13 protein-coding genes are annotated in these 12,941 nt (G+C 65.2%); 7 read left to right on the plus strand and 6 right to left on the minus strand.

Annotated elements, in window-relative coordinates; genetic code table 11:
• Nucleotides 1–113: 113 nt before the first annotated feature.
• A complete protein-coding gene (locus AC1TPF_RS04775) occupies nucleotides 114–1,133 on the minus strand; it encodes an NADP-dependent oxidoreductase (RefSeq protein WP_482136262.1) in 1,020 nt (339 codons plus the stop codon).
• A 116-nt stretch (nucleotides 1,134–1,249) separates the two neighbouring features.
• Here AC1TPF_RS04775 and AC1TPF_RS04780 point away from each other — a divergent pair, with 116 nt between their 5' ends.
• Both AC1TPF_RS04780 and AC1TPF_RS04785 read left to right on the plus strand, forming a co-directional pair.
• Complete coding sequence (locus AC1TPF_RS04780; protein ID WP_482136261.1) at nucleotides 1,250–2,566, plus strand: alpha-hydroxy-acid oxidizing protein; 1,317 nt, start codon at nucleotides 1,250–1,252, stop codon at nucleotides 2,564–2,566.
• An 88-nt stretch (nucleotides 2,567–2,654) separates the two neighbouring features.
• Nucleotides 2,655–3,353, plus strand: a complete 699-nt coding sequence (locus AC1TPF_RS04785) for an SDR family oxidoreductase (protein WP_482136260.1) — start codon at nucleotides 2,655–2,657, stop codon at nucleotides 3,351–3,353.
• 10 nt (nucleotides 3,354–3,363) lie between these two features.
• Here AC1TPF_RS04785 and AC1TPF_RS04790 read toward each other — a convergent pair whose 3' ends face one another.
• Nucleotides 3,364–4,245 (minus strand): oxygenase MpaB family protein, encoded by an 882-nt coding sequence (locus tag AC1TPF_RS04790; protein ID WP_482136259.1) that lies wholly within the window; start codon nucleotides 4,243–4,245, stop codon nucleotides 3,364–3,366.
• Between the two features lie 111 nt (nucleotides 4,246–4,356).
• Between AC1TPF_RS04790 and AC1TPF_RS04795 the strand changes: the two genes are divergently transcribed.
• Entirely contained in the window at nucleotides 4,357–4,989 is a 633-nt protein-coding gene (locus AC1TPF_RS04795) for a TetR/AcrR family transcriptional regulator (RefSeq protein ID WP_482142877.1), read from the plus strand.
• On the opposite strand, the gene AC1TPF_RS04800 is transcribed toward AC1TPF_RS04795, so the two are convergent.
• Entirely contained in the window at nucleotides 4,928–6,199 is a 1,272-nt protein-coding gene (locus AC1TPF_RS04800; RefSeq protein WP_482142879.1) for an MFS transporter, read from the minus strand. The two genes, AC1TPF_RS04795 and AC1TPF_RS04800, sit on opposite strands and share 62 nt — an antisense overlap.
• Before the next feature lie 99 nt (nucleotides 6,200–6,298).
• Here AC1TPF_RS04800 and AC1TPF_RS04805 point away from each other — a divergent pair, with 99 nt between their 5' ends.
• The 4 genes from AC1TPF_RS04805 to AC1TPF_RS04820 all read left to right on the plus strand — a co-directional run bounded on the left by AC1TPF_RS04805 (nucleotide 6,299) and on the right by AC1TPF_RS04820 (nucleotide 10,061).
• Nucleotides 6,299–6,961: a TetR/AcrR family transcriptional regulator gene (locus AC1TPF_RS04805; protein ID WP_482142880.1), complete on the plus strand. Its 663-nt coding sequence runs from the start codon at nucleotides 6,299–6,301 to the stop codon at nucleotides 6,959–6,961.
• Nucleotides 6,962–7,076: 115 nt separating this feature from the next.
• Nucleotides 7,077–8,291 (plus strand): acyl-CoA dehydrogenase family protein, encoded by a 1,215-nt coding sequence (locus AC1TPF_RS04810; protein ID WP_482142881.1) that lies wholly within the window; start codon nucleotides 7,077–7,079, stop codon nucleotides 8,289–8,291.
• A complete protein-coding gene (locus tag AC1TPF_RS04815; RefSeq protein ID WP_482136254.1) occupies nucleotides 8,288–9,310 on the plus strand; it encodes a phosphotransferase family protein in 1,023 nt (340 codons plus the stop codon). The genes AC1TPF_RS04810 and AC1TPF_RS04815 overlap by 4 nt, the downstream gene beginning before the upstream one ends.
• A gap of 7 nt (nucleotides 9,311–9,317) precedes the next feature.
• A complete protein-coding gene (locus AC1TPF_RS04820) occupies nucleotides 9,318–10,061 on the plus strand; it encodes an SDR family NAD(P)-dependent oxidoreductase (protein WP_482136253.1) in 744 nt (247 codons plus the stop codon).
• Nucleotides 10,062–10,080: 19 nt separating this feature from the next.
• Here AC1TPF_RS04820 and AC1TPF_RS04825 read toward each other — a convergent pair whose 3' ends face one another.
• The 3 genes from AC1TPF_RS04825 to AC1TPF_RS04835 are packed head-to-tail and all read right to left on the minus strand — an operon-like array spanning nucleotide 10,081 to nucleotide 12,847.
• A complete protein-coding gene (locus tag AC1TPF_RS04825; RefSeq protein ID WP_482136252.1) occupies nucleotides 10,081–11,193 on the minus strand; it encodes an FAD-dependent monooxygenase in 1,113 nt (370 codons plus the stop codon).
• 44 nt (nucleotides 11,194–11,237) lie between these two features.
• Nucleotides 11,238–12,416, minus strand: coding sequence for an acyl-CoA dehydrogenase family protein (locus AC1TPF_RS04830; protein ID WP_482142882.1), 1,179 nt, complete (start codon nucleotides 12,414–12,416; stop codon nucleotides 11,238–11,240).
• A complete protein-coding gene (locus AC1TPF_RS04835) occupies nucleotides 12,416–12,847 on the minus strand; it encodes an ester cyclase (RefSeq protein ID WP_482142884.1) in 432 nt (143 codons plus the stop codon). The genes AC1TPF_RS04830 and AC1TPF_RS04835 overlap by 1 nt, the downstream gene beginning before the upstream one ends.
• Nucleotides 12,848–12,941 lie beyond the last annotated feature (94 nt).

Genomic DNA, 12,941 nt, shown 5'->3' on the forward strand with positions numbered 1-12,941 from the left:
CACCCCCGCACCCCGAAAGTGTGCCCTTTTGGCGGCGCCCACCTGGGCTTTTGTTCGCCAAAAGGGCACACTTTCGGGTCTGGGGTCTGGGGTCTGGGGTCTGGGGGTCTGGGTCAGCTGGCGACGCGGACCAGGGCCTTGCCGAAGTTGCGTCCTTTGAGCAGTCCGCGGAATGCGTCGAGGACGTTCTCGAAGCCGTCGGTGATGTCTTCCCGGTATTTCAGCGAACCGTCGGCGACCCATCCGGAGGCCTCCTCGAGGAACTTCGGCATCTGTTCGGCGGCGAATTCGGTCTGGATGAATCCGCGGATTGTCAGGCTCTGGGCCAGCACGATTCCCATCAGCTGCCCGGTCCGGTCCGGGCCTTGGGGAAGTGACGTCAGGTTGTAGTTGGCGACAAGTCCGCAGACCGGGATTCGGCCGTAGAGATTCATCCGAGGCAGCACTGCGTCGAACACCGCGCCGCCTACGTTCTCGAAGTACACGTCGATGCCGTCGGGTGTGGCTGCGGCCAACTGCTCGGCGAAGTTGTCGGCGCGATGGTCGACCGCGGCATCGAATCCGAGTTCATCGACCAGATAGGCGACCTTCTCGGGACCACCGGCGATGCCAACGGCGCGCGCTCCCTTGATCTTTGCGATCTGGCCGACGGCTGATCCCACCGGTCCCGCCGCAGCCGCCACCACTACGGTTTCGCCGGGTTTGGGTTTGCCGAGGGTCAGCAGCCCCGAATACGCGGTGAACCCGGGCATGCCGAGGACGCCCAGCGCGGTTGAAGGCGGGTTCGTTTTCGGGTCGAGACGCCGCAGTTGCTTGGCAGGCTCCACCGAATGGGTTTGCCAACCGCCGTAACCGAGCACCACATCGCCCGGTGCAAATCGGTCGACGGTGGACTCGATGACGCGGGACACCGTCGCGCCGACCATGGTGTCGCCGATCTCGACCGGTGGCGCGTACGACTTCGCGGCACTCATCCGGCCGCGCATGTAGGGGTCCAGGGAGAGGTAGAGCGTCTGCAACGAGACCTCGCCGTCCTGTGGCTCACGCAGTGGAAACTCCTCGAAACGGAAATCGGAGTCCTTGGGTTCACCGTGCGGCCGCTCGGCCAGCACGATACGGGTCGCGTTTGTCATATCTCTCCTCATCGAGAATCGATCTCGGGTTCGCGAGTCTGTGCCTCCACCGTGCCCCTGGTGCCGTGTTCCGTCAACCATTGTTCTCCGCAACCCGGTGTCACTACGGTGGAGCGATGAGTAGCGACGCTTCAGATTCGGCAGGCGGGGTGGATTCGGTGGGCCGGGCCCGGCAGAACGCCATCTATTCGGACGGTGTCTTTGGCCGAAAACCTCAGGTGCCAACCAATTTTGAAGCGCTCGAGCGGGCAGCGAAGAAGAAGATGTCACCGAAGGCATGGGCTTACGTGGCCGGTGGCGCCGGTGACGGCGGCACGATGTCGGCCAATCGCAAGGCCTTCGACCGGTGGGCGATCGTGCCCCGCATGCTGCGAGATGTATCGAAGCGGACATTGGCAACTGAACTCTTCGGGCAGCAACTGTCGGCGCCGATCTTGTTCTCTCCCGTGGGAGCCGGTGCTCTGGCGTACCCGCAGGCCGACATTCACATCGGACGTGCCGCTGCAGAGATCGGCGTTCCGTATATCTTCTCCAGCCAGGGCAGTGTGCCGATGGAACAGACCGCGGCTGCGATGGATGAGGTCGCAGCCGGTGCGCCGCGGTGGTATCAGCTGTATTGGTCGACCGACGAGGACCTGGTCGACAGCTTCCTGAATCGGGCCGAAAAATGCGGGGCCGCGGCCATAGTCGTCACTCTCGACACCACGATGCTGGGATGGCGTCCTCAGGATCTCAACCTGGGGTCGTTGCCTTTTGCCCAGGGGCTCGGGATCGACCAGTACACCTCGGACCCACGGTTCATCGACATCGTCCGCGAGCGGATCGCGGCAGCGCTCCCGCGGGAGCGACCGCAGATCACCGTCGGCGCCATCAAGTCCCTGATCTCGATGGCACGCAATACGCCGGGAGGTGCTGTGCGCAACCTGCTTTCACCTGTTCCGCGGGAATCGGTGCAGACATTCCTGGAGATCTATTCGCGCCCCTCGCTGAGTTGGGCAGATATCGCCGGGCTTCGTGAGCGCACATCGCTACCGATCGTGCTCAAGGGCATCCTGCATCCCGACGATGCCCTGCAGGCCGTAGATCTGGGGATCGACGGGATTCTGGTGTCCAACCACGGTGGTCGGCAGGTTGATGGGGCGATCGGATCGGTCGACGCGCTGGTGGACGTTGTGGCCGCGGTGCAGGGGCGCGCAAAAGTGTTGCTCGACTCGGGAATTCGGGGAGGCGCCGATGCTTTCAAGGCGCTGGCACTCGGTGCCGATGCGGTCTGTGTGGGTCGGCCGCACATGTATGGGCTGGCTTTGGCCGGCGCCGATGGTGCCCGCGACGTCGTGGCCAACATCATCGCCGAACTGGATCTGACGCTGGGGCTGTCGGGCCACACGAGCGTCGCTGATCTGACACCGGCTTCGTTGAAGAGGGTGATCTGAGAGGAATTCCTGACTATTGCAAACAATAGTCAGAGGTGTACTGTCTCGACAGAGCGGTCAACCTCTGATCGCGAAGGGAGAAACGCACATGGTCAAACTGAAGGATGCGACCGTGCTGGTCACCGGCGCAAATGGCGGCCTGGGAACGGAATTCGTCAATCAGGCAATCGCGCTGGGAGCAAACAAGGTCTACGCGGCGGCCCGGAATCCACGGGACTGGGATAACAATCGGATCGTGCCGCTACGCCTCGACGTCACCGATGAGGAGTCGATCGCCACGGCGGCACAGCAGGCGCCCGACGTCGACGTCGTGATCAACAACGCCGGAACGATTCTCCCCGGAAGGCTTCTCGATCAGTCGATCTCGGAGATCCGGAGGCTGATGGACACGAATGTGTATGGACCGCTGCTGGTGACCAAGGCGTTCGCGCCCGCACTCGCGTCCCGCGGTGGCGGCGCGGTGCTCAACGTTCATTCGGTGTTGAGCTGGTTGGCGATTGGTGGGTCGTACAGCGTGTCCAAGTCGGCGCTGTGGATGACAACGAATGTGCTGCGATTGGAACTGGCCTCGCAGGGCACGCAGGTGCTGGGATTGCATCTGGGTTACACCGACACCCCGATGATTGCAGGCGTCGACGTCCCGAAGAACGATCCCGCGGACGTGATTCGCGCCGCCTACGCCGGCCTCGAGGCCGGTGCAAGCGAAGTGTTGGCCGACGACGTGAGCATTGCGGTCAAGGCGGGCCTGGCCGGTCCCATCGAGGCGCTCTATCCGCAGGTCGGATAGGCCGGTCCGGTCAGGTCAGGGCGCGGCCCGTCCGGATCCGGCGCCGGACATCCCACAGGTAGGTGTTGAAGGGGAAGGCGCGCAACGGCTTCGGTAGTCGGGTCGCCACGGCCCGGGCGAGCTGGTTGTGGATGTCGAACATCCGCTGGTCCCGATCGGACCAGGCCAAGCCCATCTTGTCGCGGAACTCGGGTGGCAGGAAGCCGGTGGTGACGAACAGACCGTAGCCGCCGATCACGAAGGAGAACGGCCGCGGCAGGAACTCGAACTTGGAGATCGACAGCAGCAACTCGCGGATTGTGTCGTCGATCTCCAGTGCGGCGACGGTGGTGTCCCAGTACTCCTGGAAGTCGGCACGAGTCGCCGGCCACATGTCGCGGGGCATCTGCAGCGTGGTGCCCATGAGAGCGCCCTGCTGGTAGGCCTCCTCGGTGACTGCCTCGGGATCCCCGTAGAGGTATTGCATGTCCTCCCAGCCCTTGTAGAGGCAGGCGGCAACCCACAACTGCAGGTTCGGGTCGAAGGCGTTGTACTTCACCGGGCTGGAGGCGCTCGACTTGACCTGGGCGTGGGCGTGGCCGATCGCCTTGCGGTAGGCCTTGCGGTCCGCAGGGGTCCCGTTGACCGCGACCGCCAAGTACGACAGCGTGGTGCGGGCCCTTTTGAGCGGGTGCTTGAACAGGTTGCCGGAGTCGACCTTGCTCTCGGCGACGCCGTAACCAACCGCAGGCAGCGCAAGTTGCATGATCACATTTGCCGCACCGGCGAGAGCCGAGATGCCGGGCATTTCCAGCAGGTCTCCGGAAGCGCGGTCAGCCTCGTCCCGGGTCCACAGCGGTGTGAGTGTCTCCGCAGAGCGGGCGCTGCTTCCATCGATGATCCCAGACGTCATTGTCTGCCCTTCTCGCCGCGAACATTGTGACTACGTGCGTTGTCGCTTTTATTCAACCGACCCGTTGACCGAAAGTCAATGGTGTAGAACACGAGGTGACAAGATGGGAGGATGGCTGACCCCTTGCGCCCATATGGCGGCGAAAACGGAGCAGACCGGGTGAAACGGCGCCGGGCTGCTTTGGTGGACGCAGCTTTGGACATCCTCGGTTCGCCCGACGGCGGGCTGATCAGCGTGCGCGGGGTCTGTCGGTGGGCCGGTCTGACGGCCAGGTATTTCTACGAGAGTTTCGAGGATGTAGACGCGCTGGTCGCGGCCACGTACGACGAGGTCGTACTCGACATCGCGGCGGCTGCGCAAGAGGCCGTGCTGGCAGGCGGCAGATCGACCCGCGACCAGATCGCGTCGGTCGTGCGGGTCATCGTCGACCGGATCGATGCCGACCGTAGGCGCGGGCGGGTGCTGTTCTCGCAGACCCTGCTGAGCGGCAAACTCGCCAGTAAGCGCATGGACACCATCCTGATGTTCGCGGCGCTGACCATGCAGAATTCGGGCGCCGAGGACAACGGACCCGAGGTGCAGGGCGCCGCCCACTTCTACGTCGGCGGGTTCGGGCAGGTCCTGTCCGCCTGGATCGATGGCAGGATCGACTGCAGCACAGACGAACTCGTCGATCTATGTGTCACGATGATGTACGGCGCGGTGTCGGAGTTGCTTCCGCAGCGGGCTGATCAGAACCACTGAGCCGGCGGTTGTTCCAGCGGTCGAAGCCGACCCACAACAGCAGGCCGAGGGTCGAGACGCCGATCCCGATCAGGCACAACGCGCCCCAGCCGCCACCTGCATAGGCAAATCCCGAGCACACCGAACCGGCAACCGCGCCGGTGAAATACGTGACCATGTAGGCGGTGGTCACGCGGCTGCGGGCCTCGGGCGCCAGTGAATAGATGGCGGTTTGGTTCGACAGCTGTGAAGCCTGCGCTCCGAGGTCGAACACCACGAGCCCGATGATGAAGGCGGCCAGCGGGGTGCCGGGCCACGCCAGCAGCAACCAGCCCGCGATGGTGACAAGCCACGCCGAAGTTGTTGCAAGGCGCAGATGTCCGCGGTCGGCGAGCTTGCCGATCAGCGGTGCGCCCGCGGCGCCGGCGATCCCGGCCAACCCGAAGGCACCGATCGCCGATTCGGAGTAGTCGAAGTGCTCACCGCGGTTGCCGGACAACAGGAATGCCGTCGATGTCCACATCGCGCTGAATCCGAACATCGTCAGAAATCCCAGTGCCATCCGCTGGCGCAGCATCGTCTCGGTGCGGACCATCCGGGCCACCGACAGGAGCAGTTGCCCGTACGGCTGATGCGGCCGGGCGGCGTCGGGAGGCGCCATGAAATACACGACGACCGCAAGGACCGCCATCAGTCCGGCGCAGACGAACATCACCGATCGCCAGCCACCGAACTCGGCGATCAGGCCGCTGACCAGGCGGGCGAGCAGGATGCCCATCAGTAATCCACTCATCACCACACCCACCACGCGGCCGCGGTCGGAGGGCAGTGCCAGAGACGACGACCAGGGGATGACGAGTTGCGCGGTGGCCGCGCTGATCCCGACCAGGACCGATGCCGCGAACAGTGCGATGAATCCGGGAGCCAGTCCACTCAGTAGCAAGGCGCCTGCGGACGCGGCCATCATGCTGGGCGCCAACAGCTTTCGATTCCACAGGTCGCCGAGCGGAACCAAGAGGAGCATGCCGATGACGTAGCCGAGCTGCGCGGCGGTCACCACCAGTGCTGCGGTGGCGGTACTCACGGCGAAGTCCGCGCGGATCGCGTCGAGGACCGGTTGCAGCAGATACAGCGACGAGACCGATAGACCGCAGGTGAGGGCAAACAGGAGCGTCAGTGACGAACTGATACCGACGGAACCAGGCCGGGACGAATGGGGGTCGGCCTGCATCGGTTCAGCTTGCCGGATCATCAGGACGGATCACCAATCGGGCTCGTGAGTCGGTGCGTGCGCATGGGGCCGACGGCGCGACAAGCTAGGTTGAGATCCATGAACTCCGGGGTCGATCCGACGTCGCACGCCAGTGATGATGGTGCGCGGAGCTCCGGTGCGTGGCGACAGTACGGGGATGAGGAAGACCTCCCGGTCCCCCTCGCTGCTGCGCTCTCGGCATTTGCCGAGCACGGCTACCACGGCACGTCGGTACGTGACATCGCTGCTCGCGCCGGTCTGAGCGTGCCGGGCCTCTATCACCACTACCCGTCCAAGCAGTCGCTGTTGCAGGGGCTGCTCGAGCGGACGATGAGCGATCTCCTGGACCGTTCGGAGGCCGCGTTGGCCGAAGCCGGTCCTGCGCCCTTGGAGCAGTTCGACGCGGTGGTCGAATCGCTCCTCCGGTTCCACATGTACCGCCGGGCGCGGGCGTTTGTCGGTTCCACCGAGACCCGGAGCCTCGAACCGGACTTCCGTCTCGAGTACATCGCGCTCCGCGACCGCCAGCAACGGATGGTGGACGACATCGTCGAGGCAGGCGTGGCGACGGGGGACTTCGTGTGCCCGTATCCCAAGGATGCTGCGCGGGCCGTCGCCACCATGTGTGTCGGTGTTTCGACGTGGTACCGGCCACGGGGACGCCTCGGTCCCGACGAGTTGGTGTCTCGATATCTGCTGATCGCACGGCAGATGGTGGGAGTCATGCCCGGGGCGCAGTGAACCGGGCGGCTTGACCACCCCGGTCCCGGCATGGCACGGTGATCCCCAACTACCGAACGATCGCTCGGTCGGGCCGGGTTCCGGATCGCCGAGCACCGCGCACAAGGAGGTGCCCATGGCGATTCAGCTTTCCTACGATCCCCAGGTCGAGGACATCATCAAGAAGACGAACGTCTTCGTTCGCGACTACGTGCTGCCGATCGAGGATGAGTTCGCCGGCGACATCACCGCGGCCGGTGGCGACGAGCGCCGGCTCGAGATGCGCGCTCGTGCCCGTGAGGCAGGTGTCTTCGCACCGCACGCCCCGGTTGAATACGGCGGTCTCGGATTGAACATGTCGGACCGCGCGCCGGTCTTCGAGGCGGCCGGCTACTCGGTCTTCGGGCCCATCGCCCTGCACATCGGTGCCCCCGACGAGGGCAACGTGCACATGCTGGCCCACATCGCCTCCGACGCGCAGAAACAGAAGTACCTCGCGCCGCTGGCCGCCGGTGACCAGCGTTCGGCGTTTGCCATGACCGAACCCGCACCCGGTGCCGGTGCCGATCCGTCAGCTCTGCGCACCGCGGCGACCAAGGTCGACGGCGGCTGGAAGATCAACGGCGACAAGTGGTTCATCACCGGAGCCGACGGCGCCGGATTCTTCATCATCATGGCCCGCACGGCAGGTGCCCCCGGCGATCGCGGCGGAGCAACGATGTTCCTCGCCCCGGCAGGTACTCCGGGCATCACCGTCGGACGCCACATCAACACGATCGACCGGGCGATGATCGGCGGGCATTGCGAGGTCGCATTCCGCGACGTGTTCGTCCCCGACGAGGATGTCCTCGGTGAGGTCGACGAGGGCTACCGCTACGCGCAGGTCCGTCTGGGACCGGCCCGGATGACCCACGTCATGCGCTGGATGGGTAGTGCCAACCGGGCGCACGACGTTGCGCTGAACTACGTCGCACAGCGCGAGGCATTCGGCGGCAAGCTCGGCGACCTCGGCATGATCCAGAAAATGGTGGCCGACAACGAGATCGACCTCGCCGCTGCCCGGGCGTTGCTGGTCAAGGCCTGCTGGGCCCTCGATCAGGGTTCCAATGCCGGCGATGAGACCTCGATTGCGAAAACGTTCGGTGCCGAGGCATTCTCCCGAGTGGTCGACCGTTCGATCCAGATGTGTGGCGGCATGGGCGTTTCCGATGAGCTGCCGCTGGCCCGATTGCAGCGTGAGCTCCGTCCGTTCCAGATCTATGACGGTCCGTCCGAGGTGCACCGCTGGGCCATCGCCAAGCGCGCCGTGGGCAGGACCAAGAAGGCCATGGCCGCCGGGAAGGCGTCATGACCTCGCTGCCCGGGATGGATGTCGCCAAGCTCCGCACGTTCCTGATCGAGCGTGGTGTTCCGGTCTCAGGCGATCTGGTGGTCGAGCTGATCAGCGGCGGGCGGTCGAACCTGACATTCACGGTCCGAGATGACAACTCGCACTGGGTTGTTCGGCGCCCACCGACCGGCGGACTGACGCCATCGGCGCACGACATGAACCGCGAATGGACGGTCACCAACGGATTGCAGGACACCGCGGTCCCGGTGGCGGGCACCGTCGCCTTCGACAAGGAAGGCGAAGTGCTCGGTGCGCCGTTCACCGTTGTCGAGTTCGTCGACGGTGCAGTTGTGCGTAGCGCAGACGACCTCAAGGCGTTCACCGACGACGATGTCGAGCGGAATGTCGACGGCCTGATCCAGGCGCTTGCTGACCTGCACGCGGTGGACTACCAGGCCGTGGGCCTCGGCGAGTTCGGTCGGCCCGACGGGTTTGTGGCCAGGCAGGTCAAGACCTGGGCGCGCCAGTGGGAACACGTGAAGACCCGCGAACTCGACGATGTCGCCAAACTGCATGCGGCACTGAGTGAAGCGATTCCGAAGCAGACGTCCAACTCGATTGTCCACGGTGATTTCCGGGTCGACAACACGATTCTCGACGCCAATGATCCGGGCAAGATCAAGGCCGTGGTCGACTGGGAGATGTCGACGCTTGGCGATCCGCTCACCGACGTGGCCCTGATGTGCGTCTACCGCGCGCCGATCTTCGACGCGGTGCTCGGCATGGACGCGGCATGGACGAGCGACCGCTATCCGTCGCCGGACGACCTCGCCGAGCGGTACGCGAAAGCGTCCGGTCGCGAATTGTCCGACTGGAACTTCTATTTGGCGCTGGCGAACTTCAAGCTCGGTGTGATCGGTGAGGGCATCACCCACCGGGCACGCAGTGGCTCGTCGTCCGGCGACGGTGCCGAAAGTGCCGCCGCCGCAACGGGCGAGTTCATGGCGGCCGGCCTGCGGGCGATCAACAACAAGAGCTGAGGTCTCGGTGGGAGAGCAGGACAAGGGTCGTAAAGTCGCGTTGGTGACCGGTGCCTCACGGGGTATCGGCGCCGAGATCGCGTCGAGGTTCGCGGCCGATGGCTGGGATCTGACGATCAGCGCGCGGAGTCCGGAGCCGCTGCAGGAGCTGGCAACCCGGCTGACCAACACCTTCGGTGGGCGCATCGAAGTGGTGACCGCGGACGCCGCCGACGAAGAGCAGCTGATGCATCTGGCCGCGATGCACGTCACCGAGTACGGTCGCCTCGATGCGCTGGTACTCAATGCCGGTATGGGCCAAAAGGGTCCGATCAGCGACCTGCCCGCCCGCCGTTTCGACAAGTTGTATCAGGTGAACGTGCGGTCGGCGTATGTGTTGCTGCAGATGCTGCTCCCGACGCTGCGCAGCACGGCCGAATTGGCCGGGGCCGCAAAGGTCATCGCCATCGCATCGATCACCGGAGTTCATCCCGAACCGGAACTCGCGGCATACGGCGCGACCAAGGCCGCGCTGATCTCGTTGTGCGAGACCTTCAATCTGGAGGAGTCCGGGCGAGGTGTGTCCGCATCGACCATCTCTCCCGGATATGTGAACACCGATATGTCGTCCTGGACCACGATCCCGCCGGAGGAGATGATCACCGCGGCCGATGTCGCGACGATCGCGATGGCGGTGACGCAGTTGTCCCGCTACGCAGTACTTCCCGGCGTCGTGTTGACTCGACCGGGAACCAGCCTCGGTCGGGCCTGAGGGTCGAAACTGCCGTGGCTCATGGGATGTCGCGCAGAGGCCGGTAGTTCGCGTGGAGGATGCGCTTGCCGGCCCGGCGGAGCACGACGTTGCGGATCATCGGTGGCAGGTTGCGTGCGTGGTCGCGGCGATGGGTCTGCGCGAGGACCCAGTCCGTCCGCGGGCGGCGGCGCTTTTCGAATGCCGCCAGTGCCTCGGTGATATTCGTTGCTGCCGAAAGGGATTCGGTCAGGACGGTGGCGTCTTCGAGGGCCATCGCGACACCTTGAGCCATGTTGGGGGAGGTGGCGTGGGCGGCGTCGCCGATGAGTAGGACGTTTCCGCGCGACCACCGGTCGAGCACGACCTCCTCGACCGGCCCGGCATGCACCGCTTCCGGGCCCCTCTTGTCCAGCGCATCGAGCAGGGTCGGGACCGGTTCAGCGAAGTCCGACAGCACATTTCGCAGCGGAACCACCGGATCGCTGATCGGCCCGTCGCAGTAGCAGTACACCTGACCCTGGCCGATCGGGATCATCAGGAATGCCGAACCCGGCCCGAGCCGCACCGACCACAGCCCGGGCGGGCCGTCCCACTCCGTCAGGAAGCGGTATGCGTACTGGCCGACCGGCGCGGTCGGGTCGACATCGAAGACTTGTCTGCGAACCGTGGAGTGCACACCGTCGGCGCCCACGACGAGGTCGTAGTGGCCGACATGGCCCGCGGTCGTTCGCACCGTGATGTCGGTTCCGTCCGAATCAATGGTCTGTGGTGAGTCACCCCATCGAATCGGCACATCGGCGACCCCGTCGATCAACACTCGGTTCAGGTCGGCACGGGGCATGGCCAGGCACGATCCGATCCCGTCCCAGAGTTCGTCGACGTCGACGTCGAACAGCAGACGACCACGGTGGTCGGCTGTGCGCTGGCGATAAATTCGAACGGCGAGGCCGACCACCGGGCGCGCGAGTCCGATGGCCTCGAGCGCTCGAACAGTGTTGCCCAGCAAGTAGATTCCGGTGCCCCCGGGATCCGGGGTCGGGGCCCGCTCGATGATCTCGACGGCCGCGCCCCAGTCATGCAACAAGCGTGCGGTGGCAGGACCGGCGATACCGGCGCCGACGATCAGGACACGTACTCCGTCACCGTGCATGGTGACCACCTCCGCCACCGCATCAGCGCACCGGACCCGGTGCGTCAGAAGACGGTGAGGTCGACGTCTTGTCCGGCAAGTATCGCACCCGCCGTTGTGAGGCTGTCGAGCTTTACGAGGAAATGCTGGGTGATCGCATGAACGTCGCGCAGCCTGCGCTGGAGTGGGTGATCGGAGTACAGCGAGGTGCCACCCCCGGCCGTGTATGCGGTGTCGACCACCTCGACCGCAGTTGCCACCGCCCACGTACACGCCGCGCGCAGGTGCGCCCGGAACTCCGGTGTGAACTCGTCGCCGGCCCGAGCCCTCGCCGAGGTCGTGGCGGCATCGGCATACAACAGGCTGCGCGCGGCGCGCAGCGTGGCATCGGCGTTACCCAGCTGGTACTGGAACAGCGGGTTCGCGGCCAGCGTTGACGGGCCAAGCAGCGGCACCTTTCGCGTTGCCAGGGTGACGACGTCTGCGAGTGCTCCGGTCGCGATACCGACTGCGACACTGGCGATTTGGAGCGCAATCAAGGCTGGAACCGGGATGCGCAGCAGCGGGTCGTCGAGACACGGTTCGTCGACCATGATGAGGCAGGTCCGTTCCGCGGGGACGAGCACGTCTCGAGCCGAAAAATGGTGGCTGCCCGTGCCGCAGAGCCCCGACACGTCCCAGGTGTCCTCGATCTCGACCTGCTCGGGCGAGAACACAACAAATCGGATCTGCGGTTCCGAACCGTCAGAGCCGTCGCCTTCCATGCAGTTGCCGTACAGCCAGTGCGCGTCCTGGCAGCCACTGGCGAAGGCCCAGCGACCGTTGACCCGGTAGCCGTCACCCTCGCGCACCGCCACCCCGCTCGGGTTGAAAGCGCCGACGATGACCGTCGGCCCGTCGGCGTAGAGGGTGTCGAAGGCTCCGCGTGAGAGGTGGCTCGCGTCGAGCCAGCCGTTTGCGGCGATCCCCACCGTCCAGCTCACCGACCCGTCGGCCTGCGCCAGTGCATCGAGGACTTTCATCGCCGATGGCAACTCGATACCGAGCCCACCGTGGCTGCGTGGCAACAGCATTCGAAAGCATCCCAGAGCGTCGAGCTCCGCACGTAGATCGGCGGGCAGTCGTCGGGCCGCCTCGATCTCGCGGGCGCGATCGGCTATGGACGGTGCCATCGCCGCCACGCCGTCGAGAATCGTGACCGCCTCGCTCGTCGGTGGCCGGTCGGCAGTGTCGACGGCGGACATCACGACGTCGCTCCGGCCGCCGCGGTGGTGGCGCCCAATTGGGCGAGCAGACCAGCGACATCGATCACGCCCCACCGTTCGGTGATCTGACCGGCGGCAACGCGCCAGATCTCGATGCCGCGCACCATGACCTCGTTGCCCGACGCGGGAACACCCAGCATCTCGCCGGTATGGATCGCGCCGAACAGAGCGTTCTGGACGACGGTGTCGCCTGCCGACCGGTACTCGTCGAGCACCATCTTCCGGTCGGACAACCCGTCGTTCAGCATCTGGATCGTCTGCCGCATACCCTCCCGGCCGGTGTCATGCCCGGGCATCGGGTCGTGGTTGACGAAGTCTTCGGTAAAGACCTCGTCGATCACGTCGAGTTTGCCTGCGACGCATCCGTGTGTGGTGAAACGCCGTACAACGGCGATATCTGCGTCACTCATGATGTCTCCCGTGGGTTGGTGGTGTGAAACAACCGTACGAAGCACACAGCTCGACCACATCGGACAAATCACTGATTTTCGACCCCGGCGCGAG

The organism is Williamsia sp. Y853 (genome assembly GCF_056786495.1).